The sequence below is a fragment of the Spiroplasma endosymbiont of Othius punctulatus genome (assembly GCF_964019505.1).
In the GTDB taxonomy this organism is placed as follows: Bacteria; Bacillota_I; Bacilli_A; order Mycoplasmatales; family Mycoplasmataceae; genus TIUS-1.
In genome coordinates, this window is sequence record NZ_OZ026449.1 from 569,408 (window position 1) to 586,989 (window position 17,582).

Genomic DNA, 17,582 nt, shown 5'->3' on the forward strand with positions numbered 1-17,582 from the left:
TTTTGGCAGCTACATTTGCTTTTTCAGCTTCAAGTTTTAACTTATCAGCTTCTTTGTTTGCGGCAGCTTTTGCTTTAACGTCAGTTTCCGATTTTGCTTTTTCTTGAATTTTTTTAGCTTCTGCTAATTTTTTTTCTGCTTCTTTTTTAGCTTCAGCTTCTTTTTTAGCAGCTTCTTTTGCTTTTGCTTCGGCTTCTTTTTTAGCTTCTAAATCAGCAGCTGAAGGAGATTGTGTTTTTGCAGATAATTCATCTGCATATTTTTTCTCCATTTCTTTCAAGAACTTGTCAGCATCAGATTGTTCAGTTTTTGAAACTTCAACAACTTCAACTTTTTTAGGTTCAGCAGCTTTAGGAGCTTCTTTTTTAACTTCTACTTTTTTAGGTTCAGCAGCTTTAGGAGCTTCTTTTTTAACTTCTACTGGTTTAGGTGCAACAACTTTAGGAGCTGGTGCAACTACAGCTGGTTTAGGCTTAACAGCTGGTTTTGATGCTAATGCACTTTTAACCATACCAACAATTGCTTCGAATTTTTGAGGTTCGTGAATTGCTAACTCAGATAACATCTTACGGTTGATATCTATGTTTGCTAATTTAATACCGTTAATAAATTTTGAATAACTTAAATCGAATGGTCTAACGGCTGCGTTAATACGTACGATTCATAATTTTCTAAAATCTCTTTTTCTTAATTTTCTACCAACAAATGCATAAGCCATTGAACGTTGTACTTGTTCATGGGCTTTTTTGTAACTTGCCTTTTTTAATCCATAGTAACCTTTAGCACGTTTGATTCAACGTTTTCTTCTTGCTCTAGTTACTTTTCCAAATTTTACTCTTGCCATCTTCTATGTCTCCTTATATTAGACTAGACCTTTCAATCTTTTCATATCTGATGGATGAACAGTTGTTGATTTTTCTGAATGTCTTTTTTGTTTTGTTGTTTTGTTTTGTGCTAGGTGAGAGCGGTATGCATGCCCTCTTTGTAATGTTCCGTTTGGTTTAACTTTTACACGTTTAGCTAACGCTTTTTTCGTCTTCATTTTTGGCATTGTTTTTACCTCCTGATTTTAATTTGCTAGGTACGATATACATATCTAGAAATCTATTTGTTAATTTTGGTTCTTTTTCAACTTTAGCAACGTCCTTAACTTTTTCAAAGAATTTGTTGATTGTATTTAATCCAAATTCTTGATAAGCAATTTCACGTCCTTTAAATTTAAGAGATACTTTAACTCTATCTCCATCACTTAAAAACTCACGTGCTTTTTTGGCCTTAACATCTAAATCGTGATCTCCGATTCCAACTGTTAATCTTATTTCTCTGTTTTCAGTACGAATTTGATTTTTCTTATTTTCTTTTTGTTTTCTCTTTTGTTCGTATTTATGTTTTCCATAATCTAAGAATTTTACAATTGCAACCCCATTAGGTTGTACACCAACTTGTAACATATCCATTCCACCGTCTTCGGCTAATTTCAATGCTTCAAATTTATTTATTGGTCCTTGTCTTGTTCCATCTTCATTAATAATTAAAACCTCTCTGGCTCTAATTGCTTTATTCAATGGTTCTACATCTTTTTGATTACGGTTATTAGTGTTGCTGTTAGGGTTCAAGTTGACTCCTCCAAAATAAAAGTGTGCGATTAAAACAATCAGCACACTTAAGAAAAACAATATTAATTAATCACTTTGTATTAATTTAATCTTGTTTAATACCACGTCCTATTTGTAGTGGTGAGCGATTGCTTCTTGCTTTAAACAAAATAATTATATCTCAATATTCTTTAATTAATTAATTTTTTTCAAAATTCAAAACAAATCATTAATATATAGATATGAAATTAATTGAATATTACTGAAGTCCTTCAGTCGAACTTAGAAAACACAAACATCAATACATTAATGTTGATAGTCAGATTCCATATAACTTGCCAAGCGTAACTACCCTTATTAACCTATTGTACCCATTCCCTGCTAGTTCAATTGATAAAGAAGTCCTAAGACGTTCAATTGATAAAGGAACTTGCGTACATGATCGTATAAGTGAATATATTAAATATGAGTCAGACATCAAATGTAAACACATCTACGATAACATTATCGACAAAACACATCAAACTGAATTTAGTTGACTCAAATCTCAAATTGAACAATTCATAAAATTAAACAATATTTCTGAATATTACTCAGAAGTCTCTATGGTTAATGACCACTACTCTGGCACATTTGATTTTCTTTATAAAGATGTCGATGACCTATGACATCTTGTTGACTTTAAAACTACAGCTCAATTAAACAAGGAAAAAGAATCACTACAACTTAGATTTTATGAGAAGTTGATTATTGATAATTTTGATGATATTTCAGAAATAGAAACATATTCTATATTTAATACCCGACACCGAGTTCACTATAATTTCACTAAACGTGAACTGACCGATTCTTTGGGTGACTTTAAAAAAATATGTGAAATTAAAAAAATAAAATAGTTCAAAAATGAACTATTTTTTAATCATAATAATCTGCTTGTGGGTCGATATAACTTTCTAATGTTTTCGAAACTCCATGAGCTTCTAATTCATTTCCAATTTTTAAAGCATCTTTTCTAAATGAGAATGTAACATCTTCATCTTGATTTTCAAGCGTTATTTTATACAACGTGTTATCCATAAATACAAATGGAGTATAAATTGCGCACTGAACAATCAACACTAACACCGCAAAGAATGAACCCCTTCAACTATTTGTAGCTCAATAAGCACCTAAAATTGGTGGAGTAGTTCATGGAACTTCAATGTCTTTATCAATTGTTAGATCCATGATACCAAAACCATGAATTCCAACATACATTAAAACCCCAGATACTGGAGCTAATATAAATGGTAGGAACAGCACTGGGTTAAACACTAATGGTAAACCAAATAAGATCGGTTCATTAATACAAAATAATGCTGGGATTATTGCTATTTTTGATATCATTTTTCAATTATTTCTTTTTGAAAATGCTAATACTACAAATATTAATGCAAGTGTACCACCCGTACCACCAAGACTTATCATATGGTCGAAGAACGAAGAACCAAATCAACTATCTCCAAATCCATCATTTATTCAACCACCAAACTTACCTCATAAAAAGGCACCTAGAATAGCCGAACTATTAATTCCACATCATCATATTATTGATGAAAGCCCTACGAATATTATTACACCTAGAATAATATTGAAATTAAATAATAAATTCATTGGTATTGAAACAAATATACCTAAGACTTGTGATAATGTTTTGGCCCCTCTTACCGTGAATCCATCACCAATGGCGTCCAACAATGGGTCAATGAATGGTGATGTGTAAGTCAGCACTGAAGCAAGGAATGAGACAGCGGTTAATAGAACAAACATCGGAACTAGTGAGTTAAGTGATTTGGCAACTGCATCGGGAATTGATGTTGGCAGTTTCAACTTTAACACTTCTACCTTATCTAATCAAGCAAATATTTTAACAATAAATATTGGTAGAACGATTGCAGCAAGCATCCCATCTGTACCCATTGTCATATTAAAGTTAGCTTGTGATTCTAAAAAATTATTTGATAGCAAGAAAAATGCTATCACTGAAGAAACCGTAGAAACTCAAATAATATTTTGATTATAATTTTTTGAAATGTTGTAAGACATAACGACAACAATATATAAAGAAATAGTACCACTAGTACCGGCCCCTACAACTTCAAAGAATTGTCTAATTCTAGACATTCATAAAATCATTTCATGGGATAACGGTATGTCAAATGTATCTACAATAGATCCAGCTCCAGTACTAAATATAACACTTGTAAACAATGTTACAAATGCTCCAAGCAATACTATTGGGAAAACGGTTAGGAAAGTCATTTTAATTGCATTTAAACTTTTATATCTTGTTTGAAAAATTTCAACTGAATTATAGAACTCGACCAAGATTTGGTTCTTGTTTGAAGAAACACTATCTTTGTATAATACCTTTTCTCTTTTTAATTCTGCAAGTTCAACTGAGTTATCTTTGCTATCAGAGTATCTTAAAAATTTAATTTGTTTAATAGTTAATTTGTTTTCATGTTTTATTTTTTTAATTTCTTCTTTTGATAATTCTGTTTTAGGTACAAGAAATTGATCTTTGTATTTTTTATTTTGCTCATTAATTTGAGTTTTATAGTCACTCTCAATCTTTTGAGCTTTTATATTTATAAGTTTTTTAGCTTCTTCAATTTTAATATCCAAGTTGTTTAAATTCTCTTTTTTGATTGAAAACTTTTTACATTCAACATAATTTAAATATAGTGCATCAGCCTCTATCAAAGCCTTCTCTTCTTGAATTCTAAATTCATTTGTTATATTTAAAAAATCAGCGTCATACTTTTCAATATCAATTAATTCAGTCTTTAATTGATTAGTTAAATTTAGGCACTCAACATTATATTTGAATTTTAATTCAAGAAGGTCTTTCCTGGACTCTCATTTAACACTTGAAATTATTTTTCTTTGCTCTCTAAATGATTTCTTAGTAAGTTTAAATTTACCTTTTAATAACTCCCTGTTTAAACCATTATCTCTTATACCTTTTTTAAGATCAGAAATATCAAGTTCTAATTTGGAAATACGTCTTCTATATTTTTCATCGTAATCAATATATGTGTTGCTTTTTTCGACTTCATAATCATCATAGATTTTGTTTACATCTGTTTTGTTTACTTTTGCACGCAATAATTGAATATTAAAATTCTTATCTAAAATAATAAGCTTTTCGTTTTTCAGTTCTTTGAAACGTGTTTTCATCGAATACTTTGAACTATTCATTTCTTTTAAATCAGCTTTTTGAGTTTTCATTTTTTTTGTGACTATCTCAATTTGATTTAAAATTTCAAGTAATTCTGCATTAACTTTACTGATGTTTTCATACTTTGAAAATTTGTGTACCATATTCCCTCCTTATTCATTGTTTGCTAATTTTTAATTTTTAGAAATCTTCTTCGTAAAAAGAAATAGCTTTTTGTAAAATTGTTTTTCCATCTACATTTCCATAGTCGACCTTATCTATTAACATGACTTTACATTTCATGTGGTCAGATAATTTTTGCATTTCATATGAAACCTGTGGTGCAACCAAACAAAGGTCATATCCGTCAGACTCACTAATTGCTTCTGCTAAAGTAAATACTTTTATATCAATGTCCATCTCTTCTTCGAAAGCAAAATTAAGCATTTTTTTAACGACAATAGATGTACTCATTCCTGCCATACATGTTAATAAAAATTTGTATCTTTTCATCTTTACTCCTTTTAAGCCAAATTATCAGCATAGTCTTCTTTGTTATCTAAATCAAACTGTTTTGAAAGCTCTTCATTTCTTTCTTCGTCTTTTATATTTTTTTCATCTTGATACTCATTTTTAAATCGGTTAAAGCCCCGTTTTTCTAATCTAATCATTTCTCTAACGATATCTTTTTTAATTGCAGCATTTGCGATTAAAACAACCGGTAGATAGACAAGTAACTGAGATGTAGTTGTTATCAGTCAAACAATAATGGCCGTTCAGCTTCCGCCAGTTGAAAGGAAAGAACCTAAAATTGTTGGCGTAACTCATGGCGTTATTACTGTTGTGTACGGCATAAATCCAGTGATTGTTGCAACATATGCAATCATGCAACCAGCAAGTGGCGCAAGTACAAATGATATAAAGAACATTGGGTTTAAGATGATTGGTAGTCCAAATAGTATTGGTTCATTAATACCAAATAGCGCAGGTATTATTGCGATCTTGGCCATCGTCTTCCATTCATGTCTTTTTGAGAATACAAGGATTACAACTATTAATGCGAAAGTTGCACCAGCACCACCGTTTTGACCAAACATTTCAACAAATGGTTTTGTAAATACATTTTCACCAGTACCAGAAGCATTTTGTTGAATTGCTTCTAATTGTAAAGGTTCTATTATGGTTGATAATAGCCCTGAAGCATGTATACCAAAGAATCATAATGCTTGTCATAAGATTAATATGATCGGCATCCCAAATGGCCCAGTAACAATATCAACTAATGGTCTTTGAATTGATACAAGCAGCACATCATAAATTGATGTAATAACAATCGTATCTTCAAAAATAGTAACCGGCCCTACCGCTTCACCAATGAATATTATTGAAACCGATATTGATGAGAATACTAAACAAATAATTAATACTGATATTGCATTAACAAACGCCAAAGCAAGGTTTTTTTCATAAGCTCTTAACGATAAGAAGTTAAACATATTAGTTTTGAAAAATAAAACAAATAACATGGTTGTAGAAATAGAAATAAACATTCCAACAAACATTCCTTGTGTTCCAAACACACTAAAGTCTTGGGAGAATTTTGGAGACATAATTAGAAACGATAATATTGTAGCAACAATTGCTGATAACCTATTTACCTTGTGGAACGTTGCGAGTGAATAAGCAATAGAAATTGCAAGTAATATACCTAACATTCCATATGTGGAATCATACAGTGTTTTAAACGGGATAATTAGTGCGTCCAATATTTTTATCGCCGATTCATTATCAGGTTCAATAAATAAAGACATAAATCCAGTTTCATAGTTGAAAAATATTTGTGTCATAAATATAGCTAAGGCACCCAACAATACCAGCGGCATTAATGAGAAGTACCCATTTCTAATAGCATAAATAAACCCAACATTAGTTACTTTACCTGCATTACTAGAAATAGATAGTGACGTTTGTTTCATTTTTTCTTTGAAACTTACTGTACCTTTAATATAAATAAATTGATCTTTCAAGTCTCTTAATTCAAGTTTTAACTCAGTAATTTGTTTTGCACCTGCATATTTATTTTCATTAATGTCTAGCAATAAGTCATATAACTTTTCTTTTTCAGGGGTATCTAGTCTGTTCAATTTATAAGCAGACATTTTTCTTAATTTTTGTCTTACGTTTGTTATTTCTGGGTTTACTGTTTCAAACTCTAAAATTGTATTATCAATTCTATTTTTGTAGTACTTTTTAATTCTTGAATATTCTTCGTTTGAATGAGTAGTTTGTTTTGCAAATTTATAATTATTTTTTGCATCTTTAACCATTTTTCTTGTCAAAGATGTTTTCTTTGTTTTTGTTCATGAATATGTCAGTTCTTTAACACGATCTTTATATATCCCAAAAGTCATTAATTCGCGGTTTAGTTCATCAGTTAATTTAGCATGATCATCATAAGCTTTTCTCATTCTATCTGCAAAGTTTTTTGAAAGAGAATTAATTAATGTTTCTTTTTCCAATGCGATATCATTTAGAGACTTAATTTTATCATATGGACCAAAATCTCTTGATCGTCTAATCTTACGACCCTCTTCTTTATATTCTCAAATTACATTCTTAACAGTAACTCTAAATATGTTGTCTAGAGTTTTTTGGTTTCGTTTTGATGTTCTAATTTCGGCTTTAAGTTTATTAATTTCATCACGTGAAAATTTCATCCTAGTTTTTAGGGATGATTTTTTCTGAAATTTATTTCTTTTCTTTTGTTTGAAAACTAAACCTGCCATTATTGTCCTTTATTTTTTTATTTTATCTTGCTCACATTTTTATAGTCTAAAACAAGATCCAATTGTGATGCGCTCAAGAACCTGTAAGGTATAGTGTCACTTTGATTATTATTTGTGTAAATTTCACTTCCGCCAAATTGTGCTGAATTTACATTCTTAGTTGTTACAAATTTAGTGTGGTCGAAATAAATGTTATTAATCAAGTATTCTGAAAAACGTAAATTTATTTTTGGTTTTTCTTGTATTATTTCTTTTTTATCTTTTACCACTCTCAGTAGTTTGTTTGATAATCCATAAATTGTCATTGGATTTATGATTGAACTGAAATAATCTAACAAATCCTTTGGATTCATCCATCTCAAATCATGTCCATCCAATTCCTCAGTATCCAAGTATTCATCAATATTGATATCATGTGTCAGGTCATAGTATTTGGATTTTGTCGGGTTGATTGATTGGTCAAATAAATTAGTTCTTAAAACTTCCATTGGTTTCGTTCTGATTATTTCATCAGTATAGTCACTATTGCTCCCATCGTACTCGCCAGGCAAAAATCCAAGTTTGTAAGAATATTTTCAATATTCATTTACTCACTTTAAGATTCCATCCTCCTTTACTTGAACGGGTCCGTCGTTACCTTCTGATTGGTCATCTGATTGAATTTTTAAACTTGAATTTTTAAACGAAACTATTAAGGCAATTGCATTTTCAAAATACGTATTCAAAGACAATGTTCCAATATCTTCCATAAAAATTTGTGAAACATCAGTTTTACCAGTCTTAAATTGCAAATTTAACTCATTGTATATATTTTTTAAATTTATTGTTATTGAATTTGCCGTTTTTTGTCCAGTTCATTCCGTCTCCTTGCTTCCTTCTTCAACAAATGATTTTTCATAAAACCCTCTAAAAAGAGATTTGTATTTATTAAAATCGTTAGCTAAAGTTCGCAGTGTTTCATCATAAATCATAAACATTTTTTTATTTTCAATTGATTCCTCACTCGTATCAGAATCGTGTAATTCTTTTAATTCAGACATCTTAATTAAGCTACGATCAAATCCAGTATTATCACCTTTTGGTGTGTAAGTTAAAATTGGACTTCATTGCATAACGTCATATCCATGAGTCATGTTCATTTTTTTATTTCGAGGAAATGCAAATGACATGAATGCACTTTGAATTTCTTCAGGGCTCATCGCATTATATTTTTCTTTGATGCTTGAATTAATTCCTATGTAATCTTTTTCTATTTGCGCTTTTAAAATCCCTGTATGAGTAATGGGAACACAAGAAACAATAGTCGGTAAAGTAACTCCACCAACTATTGCTCCTGTTCCTAAAAATGATAGTGCTACTAGTAATTTTTTCATTTTAATTAATTATATAAAGCGTTCTTTTGCAAACTCAAATGCACCAAGTGGTCCACTCAAGAATCCAGATTTCGAGATTTGTACATTTAAGTGTTTGTTAAACTCTTCAAGTATATATTTACTTACATGTGTTTTGATTATGTTAACAAGCTCTTCACCTAGTAATGAAGGTCCACCACCGATAACGAATGTTTCAATATCGATAATGTGTTGAACAATTGCTATTTGTTTTGCTAATGGTTCCAAGGCTTCTACAAATACATCAATAACTTCTTTGTTTTTACTTTTAAATAATGGGTTGATATCTTTGATTGTTAATTTTCTGTTTAATTCTTTTTTTAATTGACCTAATTCTGCAGTTGACTTATCTGCAACTAAGTTTAACTTACGTTCAATAGCTGTAGCTGAAGTTGTAGCTTCGATACACCCTTTAAGTCCACAAGTACAACCAGCAACATTTTGGAATCCACCACCATGACCTGGTTCACTTGGCAATCCAGAACTATCTCCGAAAATCAATGATTTGTTTAAGATGATTCCACCACCAATTCCTGTACCGATTGTGTACATCATTAATGAATTTGGTTTTCTTTTATATGATCCTGCTCACTCACCATAAACAGCTGCCTTTGCATCATTCATGATTGATACATTTTTAATACCAAATTCTTTTTGAACTTCAGATTTTAAGTCGTAATTTTTAATATCTAAATTCGCAGAGAACACAACTCTTTCTGATGTTGGTTCTATTATTCCACATATTGCAATTGCTACAAACGCAAAATCTTTTGGGTTAATTTTTAATTCAGTACACTTTTCCACAAAAAGACCTTTCATTTTTGTTACAAGATTTACCATTGTTTTTGTCTCTAGTGAGTACTCACTAATTACATCATCATTTTTAAAAATAACACACTTTGCAGTTGTGGCTCCTATATCTATTGCTAACGCATATTTGTTCATTTATATACCTCTTTCTTTCTGTTTTGATAAGTTAATTTTACTATATTAGTACCTGTTTTACAACTAAAACAAACTCTAAAAATGTAATCATTTATTGGGTTATTTTAAATGTATATATAAAAAATGACAAAAAAAATATCCGTCAAGGATTATTTTTTTTCTCTTCATAAATCAATTATTTGTTGTGACATCAATATAATAACATCAGTACTTGTCATGTGATCTTCTGAGTGAATGTATAGAACACTATAATCCACTTTTTCTTTGTTTGCTTCTTTTGCAACTACATCCATGTGGAATTTTCTAGCAGCAGAAAGTTCAGTTTTTGCAGTTTCAATTAATGTGTCTGCCATTTTAAAATCTTTTGCTTTTGCAGCTTCAATTGCTTTAATTGCATTTGTTTTTGCACTACCTGACGCAGTTATAATTCCAAATGATATTGCTTCTCAATCCATATATTTTACCTATATTTGCCCAAGCTTGTATAGCTTAGCAAATTGTCCTTTTTGTTTCATTAGTTCATCAAATGAACCACTTTCGATTACATTCTTATTTCTACCAATCACATAAATTATATCATAGTTAATTATTGTAGAAAGCCTGTGTGCAATTGCAACTGTCGTTCTTCCTTTTGATAGTTCATCAAAAGATTCTAATATTTCTTTTTCAACAACATTATCTAATGCTGATGTGGCTTCGTCAAGAATTATTAATGATGGGCTTTTTAAAAACATTCTAGCAATAACTAGTCTTTGTTTTTGACCACCAGATAACATGAAACCTTGTTGTCCTGCTACAGTTTCATAACCATCAGGCATTGAAAGTACAAAGTCATGGAATTTAGCTTTCCTAGATGCTCTAAACACCTCTTCATCAGTTGCTGTTGTGTTTGTATATCTTATGTTTTCCATAATAGTTCCGAAGAAAATTTGAGGTTCTTGGTCAACATACCCAACATGATCTAAATAATCAGTTATTAAATAATCTTTTAAATCTTCACCATTGATTAAAACATTACCTTTTGTTGTGTCATAAAATCTCATCAACATTTTTGTTATTGTAGATTTACCGACACCAGACTCTCCAACAAAAGCGTATGATTTACCTTTTTCTAATTTGATATTTAAACCCTCAATAATTGGGATTTGTTTGTTGTCTTCTGGATATGTGAAATAAACATCTTTGAACTCAATAGATTCAATTTCATTTTTATCAGATGTATCTTTAATTCTTAAAGAGTCTGGTTTTGTTTTTACGATAGATTCAATTGAAATAATTCTATCTAGTCTCATAATTGAGTTTGATAATCTTGTAGCAAACCTAAAGATCATAGGCATCAGCTGAGCAAGTGTACTTACCATGTATGCAGTCATTGTAAAGTTTGTAATTAACACAACAACTTCTTCCATTGGAGTATGGTTTATTTCGTTATGTCATATTATTGATAAAAATATTGCAAGCACAGGAATAACAAGTGCAACAGTTGAAGATATTACAGCGATGATTGATGAATACCCGATTGAGATATCGACACTTTCTCCTCACTTTTCATGTTTTTCTTCAAAACTTTTTACTTCATCATTTTCAGTACCTGATGATTTCAATAGTCTTATATTCATAATCCTGTCTGTCATTTCACCATCAATTTTTAATCGACGTTGAAATGCTGTAATTAAACTTCTTCTATATTGGATAAATGCTAAGAAAATACCTAAGTACACTATCACTAAAATAATTGTAATTACTGTGGCTAAAAACACATCTTGTAGAAACATTGAAGTAATTATTGTCACTAGAAATACAAACGCATAAATTACATTAATACAAAATTGAGTCAACATATCACCAGCAGCTGTTGAGTCCGTCATAACTTTTGACATTGTCTCACCCATTACATTTTTTGAATACCAACTCATATCAACACGAATCATTGCTTCAACTGCTTTTAATCTCAGGAAAACTTCAATTCTGTTTTGGATTCTGTGGCCCGTATATTCTAATAAGTATTCGGTCAATGCCATAAATACAAGTACTCCAACTGCAATGTATATCATTGTGTTTCATGAAAGTGACATTCCTAAAAATATAGTATGACCAGTTTCTGAAGTCACAGCACCCACTAATTGTCCCGCTATCAGTGGAACAATACCAAATGCTACACCTTGGAAAACTATACTTGTAAAAAATAACGTAGATAAAAATCAATGCTTTTTAAATACTGGACTTACTTTTTTAAATGCACCAAAGAACTTAGTTAGTGTAAAAGCATAATCACTTTCAAACTTACCAAATAATTTAGGCTTTTCAATTTTGTCTTCAATAACCAGAGCAGAAACTTGTTTATTGCTTTCTAATTCAATTGTCTCTATTTTTTCCATAGTAATGTCTCCTTATATCTCTATTATTATAAATTAATTTTAAATATTAATAGTAGTTGCTCCACAACACTTGCATTTTTTTTTATTTTTGTGAAGATAGGTCTATGAGAAATTATATAGATATTAAAAATAAGAACCTTAAAAGCGGTTTAATATGAACTGGAATAGCAATTAACACTGCATTCTTCATTTGATTCTTTGTGAGCGGTAACATAGATCCAGCTCCAAGATTTCAAGTTATGAATCACGGATGGAGATTTGTAGCCACCCTAACTTTTTGAACAACACAAGTTTGTGCGATGAATGTTATCTTTCCAATAATTGTTGCAATGAATGGAAAGTTCGGTATTTGAAAACCCGGATATCAAAGTTGAATATCATTCATGGCATTTAACTTAATGTGTATTCTAATCTTCTGAGCTGGATTTACAGACTTTACTCCTGACTCATTGAATGATGTCAGTAACATTCAAACTTATTCAAATGTAATATTTTCAAAACCTGAAAAATTAATCATTACACTTTGAGCTCATATGTTTGCACCACTTGCATCAATCATAGTATTCATATTATTTGTACCAAAATTAAAAATAGATGTTAAGTCATACTACAGAGCAGCTTCACCATTTTGCATAAGTTACTTAGCTGCTTGATTTTTGCTAAACATTGGAAAAATGTTTGTGATGTATGCAATCGGATTTGAAAACATAGCAACCGAACACGATGGACTTGGTATTGGTGGAGAATATCAACAAGAGATATGGTGTTTCTTAAATAGTGAAGTCCTTGGAGATAGTCCAGGATTTAATGAAAAGATGACAGCCATTGGTTATCTATCTGCACCCTACTTTTTCTTTAACTTTACTTCAACTCCTAATAGTCTTTATTTAATGTTAGGTGTAGCATTTGGAGCAGTGCTGGTTACAATAGCATTCCAATACATTGTTATTTACTTTGCTAACCTTGCAATTAAAAGAAGAGATTCAGATGCTGAATATAGTAATGAGTATAAAAAGATTCAAGAAAAATTTGATGGGAAGTGATTCGAGGTTGTAAAAATAGTTATATACACCACGTTAATTGGCATTGGCATATATAAACTTACACAAACGCAGCACTATATAAATACCCCATATCAAACGATGTATAACATGTGCTACTTACTAGTTACATTAGTTGTTTTATTGGGTTCAATTGCAGGGATTGTAATGTCAATGTTATATATATTAAACATCGCGACTAACCCTACTTGAACTATTTATATCGGTCTACTAATTGGTGGATGAGGAATTTCTGCATTCTTTGTAGGTATCCCATTAATAATAATTACTGTTGCAGGATTTTGATACAAATCAAATAGAACAATTGTTCAATAATATATTTAACTCACTATGAAATTCATAGTGTTTTTTTATAAAGTTTAGAACAAATAAAAACACCGTTTTATTAACGGCGTTTTTTAATATTCATCAGTATAGTGATCCATATCGTATTTTGTTTTAGCAAAGAATACAGATGTATATTTGATGTTAATGATGTGTAGTAACCCTGGAAGAATCAATCCTCCACCAATTCAGTTACCCAATAATGTTGGTAATACGTTTGCAAATATGAAACATGCAATTATTACTATTTGAGTATTCATTTGGAAGTTTGGATCTCCAATTGATAAGATTAATTCTCATACGAATATTCATAAGAAGAATGTATTGGCTGGACCATGTTGTAGCCCAATCATAACGAATAAGAATATTGGTAAACAGATAATAATTACTGTTGCAGATGCATATTTAGTTGACGCAGTTAGCGGCAATGTTGATGAAACCATTATATTACATAAGATTCCACTACCTAAACAGAATAGCATTGTTAATAATACATCTGAGATTGAAATATCAAATCCCTCTAAATCAAAGTTTGTTTCAAATAATCTACCTAAATTATTGTCAGCAACAAATTTTTCATATGCAGCAATCGCAGCTTCTGGTGTTCCGGCCGCAATTTCTGTATTTTCAGGAAGTGCCAATCAGTATTGGAAATGTTCTCCTCCACCAAGTCTTCACTCTGAAATAACATGCCCAATGTTATACATTTTATGAATTCCAATGTCATGCGCTTTAGAGATGAATGCATCATCTTCTAAAATACCAGACATTGCAGCTAGTGATACAAACAGGAATGTTCCCACAATGTTTCCTAAAAGAACACCAAATATACCCTTAAGATAATGATCTATTTTTATACAACCTTTCATTGTCGGAATGGTCGCTAGAACGTGAGACGTATATAGTCCACCACCTAGGAAAGTAATTAAAACAATACAAAATGGGAATATGATTGCCATAACTAGTCTTTCGACTAAGTTTTGATCTGCACCTAAGTTCATAACTGCATATGTACACGCTGTATAACCAAATCCAATAATGAATCCCGAGAATATACCAAGTAGTATTTGTTTTATGAAAGTGTATTCCATTTTATGGATTGATGCGGAGAATCCTCCAAGGATACCATCAGTCATATAACCATGACCGTGCATTACCTTGTCGTAATCCATATTTTTTAATTGATTTTCATATTCAGCTTTAGATAATTTCTTTTGAGCCAAATCTTTCATATCGTGATATAAACCAGCTTTCCCTCGTTCTTTTTTCTTGGGAACTTCCTGTTGTTCAACAGGCGGTTTATTATTTTTTCTTGACTTCATGTGTTTAGTGAATTCCTTGTTTAAAATCTATTTGTTTTTATATTAAATATTGTAATACTTTGTTTTGATTTCTTTTATTATTTTTTCAATAAATTTATCTTTTTTAATTGTTTCAGTTTCTTTAGAACCATATTTTCTAAATGAGATATTTTTACCTTTAATTTCATCTTCACCGATGATAACTTGGTACGGTATTTTTTTCATTTGTGCTTCACGAACTTTATAACTTAATCTCTCATCTCGCAAATCAACGTGAGTTCTTATCAACTCAGATTTTAGTTCTTTTGCAAGTTTTGATGCTTCATCATTGAATTTATCTAATACAGGAATTATTTCAATTTGTGTTGGTGAACATCATAGCGGCAATGCCCCTTTTGTTTGTTCTAATAAAATTGAAATAAATCTTTCATATGTACCAATTAAACCTCTATGAATCATAACTGCTTGTTGGGGTTTTGAATTTTTATCTAAGTAGTTAACATCAAATTTCATAGGTAATAAGAAATCTAGTTGGATAGTTGAAACTGTTATTTCATGTCCTAAAACTGTTTTTGCTTGTATATCTAATTTAGGTCCATAGAAGGCGGCTTCACCTGGCATCTTTTTATATTTAACACCAAGTTCATCTAGTACTTCTTCTAATTGTTTTTCGGCACTATTTCACATATTATCATCATCATAATATTTTTCTTTATCTTCAGGATCTCTTAGAGATAGTGAAAGATAATCAATTTTAATTTTGAATGTTTCTAATACTTCTTTTATTAGTTCATAACAGTTTTTAAATTCTTCTTTTATTTGATCTGGACGCGCAAAGATGTGAGAATCAGTCAATTCCATTGAACGTACTCGTTCTAGTCCTACAAGTGCCCCAGAGGCTTCATATCTATATAAAGTCGCATGTTCACAATATCTTAAAGGTAATTCTTTATATGATCTTGGTTTATGTTTGAATACTTGAATATGATGTGGACAAGCCATTGGTCTTAGTACAAGTTCTTCTTTGGGTTCTTTTTCGTTAGGCAGCTTAATTGAATTAAACATATCATCACGATAATGAGCTCAATGACCTGAAGTTTCATATAGTTCTCTTGATCCCAAGTTTGGAGTTTCAATTGGTACAAAATCATATTCAAACTCCTTTTGTTTTAAATAGTTTTTGATTTCATTTTTAATTGTTGTTCCGTTTGGAAGTCAAACAGCCATTCCTTGACCAAGAATTGGATTAATTGTAAAGATGTCCAACTTCTTACCAATTGTTCTGTGATCACGTTCTTCGCGGTCTTTAAGCATATCTTTTGTAGCTTTGATTTCATCAGCACTACCAGTGATTCCATGAATCTTTTGGAACATGTCATTATTAGCATCACCCAATCAGTATTCACCTGTTAGATTAATTAGTTCAATTTGTTTTAACTTTGCAAAGTTTAGGACAACTGGTGCAGTTAAAACAAAATGATACTTGTCATATTTAACTACAACAAATCCATTTTCTTTTGATTCTTGAATTATGTATTTAACTACTTCTTTATTTCCATAAAAACTTAATAGCTCTTTTTCGAATTTTGAAACTTCATCAGATACAAATTCAATTACTTTGCTTTCTTTTAATGTCTTTGATATTTCTTTTTGAATTGTTTTTAAATCTTCTAATTTAATTTGTTCTTTAAATTTAAAAGAAACTCCAAATTCAAAATCATTAATTTCTTTTTTGTACATTGATGATATTTGTACATCATCAAACATTCTTTTGATTGAAATCATTGTTGCAATTTTAGAACTATATTTTTTTGCATATTCATATCCAATTGATTTATCCGTAATGATCTCAATTTTTGAATCTTTTGTAACTCTAAAAAATGGTGAAACCATTTTCCCTTCCACACTAGCGCCAACAGATACTTTTTTCAAACTTGGCGCAATAGATTCTGCAATGTCTAAAACAGACATTCCATCTTTTAACTCTAATTGTTTGCCATCTAAAAGTGATATCTTCATAACCATCTCCATATACTTTATTTATTTATTTTATATTAATACATTATCTTTGAATAAAAAAGATAACCATTTAAGAACAGTTATCTCTATACACATTTAATAAACACATGAAATATTAGGAGTTTGTTAAATTTTTATTTACTTGACTATTTGTGTGGTTTCCCACAACATAATATTACAATAATTTTTTATATTTTCAAGTAAAAAAAGTAAAAATATTTTTTTAATACCAAAAACAAAAAAACCCGTTTAGGGTTTTATTTTATTATTTATTTCCATCAATAAATGTTGTAACCGTAGTTATAAATTCATGTCAGTGATTTAAATATTCATCAAGCTGCAATAAACCAATTTTTGTTATCTTATAATATTTCCTAACAGGACCAGCAGTCGATTCAGCTAAATAATATGAAACAAACCCCTTGTCTACCAATTTTTTGAAAATAGCATACGCAGTTGATTCATTAATTGGAATAAATTTATTCAATACTTTATTTAGTTCATACGCATAATAGTCACGTTTTTTTAGGAGGTCCAAAATAATCATATCAAGGACCCCTTTTTTTAATTGAGTGTCCAA

General features: G+C 30.3%; 14 protein-coding genes and 1 pseudogene. 2 read left to right on the top strand and 13 right to left on the bottom strand.

Annotated features, from left to right (window positions below; all coding sequences use genetic code 4):
- Nucleotides 1-493 precede the first annotated feature (493 nt).
- The 3 genes and pseudogenes from rplT to infC all read right to left on the bottom strand — a co-directional run.
- A pseudogene (gene rplT / locus AACL07_RS02770) lies at nt 494-844 on the bottom strand (50S ribosomal protein L20); the annotation flags it as partial.
- A gap of 18 nt (nt 845-862) precedes the next feature.
- Entirely contained in the window at nt 863-1,051 is a 189-nt protein-coding gene (gene rpmI, locus AACL07_RS02775; protein WP_338983094.1) for a 50S ribosomal protein L35, read from the bottom strand.
- Nucleotides 1,017-1,616, bottom strand: a complete 600-nt coding sequence (infC, locus tag AACL07_RS02780; RefSeq protein WP_338983096.1) for a translation initiation factor IF-3 — start codon at nt 1,614-1,616, stop codon at nt 1,017-1,019. The genes rpmI and infC overlap by 35 nt, the downstream gene beginning before the upstream one ends.
- A 221-nt stretch (nt 1,617-1,837) precedes the next feature.
- On the opposite strand from infC, the gene AACL07_RS02785 reads away from it, so the two are divergent.
- The gene (locus AACL07_RS02785) at nt 1,838-2,491 is read left to right on the top strand and encodes a hypothetical protein (protein WP_338983098.1); all 654 of its coding nucleotides are present in this window, start codon (nt 1,838-1,840) and stop codon (nt 2,489-2,491) included.
- A 19-nt stretch (nt 2,492-2,510) separates the two neighbouring features.
- On the opposite strand, the gene AACL07_RS02790 is transcribed toward AACL07_RS02785, so the two are convergent.
- The 7 genes from AACL07_RS02790 to AACL07_RS02820 form a co-directional block, all read right to left on the bottom strand.
- A complete protein-coding gene (locus AACL07_RS02790) occupies nt 2,511-4,961 on the bottom strand; it encodes a PTS transporter subunit EIIC (RefSeq protein ID WP_338983100.1) in 2,451 nt (816 codons plus the stop codon).
- Nucleotides 4,962-4,998: 37 nt separating this feature from the next.
- Nucleotides 4,999-5,310, bottom strand: a complete 312-nt coding sequence (locus tag AACL07_RS02795; protein WP_338983102.1) for a hypothetical protein — start codon at nt 5,308-5,310, stop codon at nt 4,999-5,001.
- Between the two features lie 11 nt (nt 5,311-5,321).
- Nucleotides 5,322-7,583 (bottom strand): PTS transporter subunit EIIC, encoded by a 2,262-nt coding sequence (locus AACL07_RS02800; RefSeq protein WP_338983103.1) that lies wholly within the window; start codon nt 7,581-7,583, stop codon nt 5,322-5,324.
- Nucleotides 7,584-7,600: 17 nt separating this feature from the next.
- On the bottom strand, nt 7,601-8,956 hold the full coding sequence (locus tag AACL07_RS02805) for a hypothetical protein (protein ID WP_338983104.1): 1,356 nt from the start codon (nt 8,954-8,956) through the stop codon (nt 7,601-7,603).
- A 9-nt stretch (nt 8,957-8,965) separates the two neighbouring features.
- Nucleotides 8,966-9,919, bottom strand: coding sequence for an ROK family protein (locus AACL07_RS02810; RefSeq protein WP_338983105.1), 954 nt, complete (start codon nt 9,917-9,919; stop codon nt 8,966-8,968).
- 149 nt (nt 9,920-10,068) lie between these two features.
- Complete coding sequence (locus AACL07_RS02815; RefSeq protein ID WP_338983107.1) at nt 10,069-10,374, bottom strand: PTS lactose/cellobiose transporter subunit IIA; 306 nt, start codon at nt 10,372-10,374, stop codon at nt 10,069-10,071.
- A 9-nt stretch (nt 10,375-10,383) separates the two neighbouring features.
- Complete coding sequence (locus AACL07_RS02820) at nt 10,384-12,297, bottom strand: ABC transporter ATP-binding protein (protein WP_338983108.1); 1,914 nt, start codon at nt 12,295-12,297, stop codon at nt 10,384-10,386.
- A 104-nt stretch (nt 12,298-12,401) separates the two neighbouring features.
- Between AACL07_RS02820 and AACL07_RS02825 the strand changes: the two genes are divergently transcribed.
- Nucleotides 12,402-13,673 carry a hypothetical protein gene (locus AACL07_RS02825; protein ID WP_338983110.1) on the top strand — a complete coding sequence of 424 codons (1,272 nt, stop codon included), beginning with the start codon at nt 12,402-12,404 and terminating at the stop codon, nt 13,671-13,673.
- Between the two features lie 83 nt (nt 13,674-13,756).
- On the opposite strand, the gene AACL07_RS02830 is transcribed toward AACL07_RS02825, so the two are convergent.
- From AACL07_RS02830 to AACL07_RS02840, 3 genes are all read right to left on the bottom strand, one after another.
- Entirely contained in the window at nt 13,757-15,004 is a 1,248-nt protein-coding gene (locus AACL07_RS02830) for a formate/nitrite transporter family protein (protein ID WP_338983112.1), read from the bottom strand.
- Nucleotides 15,005-15,046: 42 nt separating this feature from the next.
- Entirely contained in the window at nt 15,047-17,002 is a 1,956-nt protein-coding gene (gene thrS / locus AACL07_RS02835) for a threonine--tRNA ligase (RefSeq protein ID WP_338983114.1), read from the bottom strand.
- A gap of 265 nt (nt 17,003-17,267) precedes the next feature.
- Complete coding sequence (locus AACL07_RS02840; protein ID WP_338983116.1) at nt 17,268-17,549, bottom strand: PadR family transcriptional regulator; 282 nt, start codon at nt 17,547-17,549, stop codon at nt 17,268-17,270.
- Nucleotides 17,550-17,582: the final 33 nt, after the last annotated feature.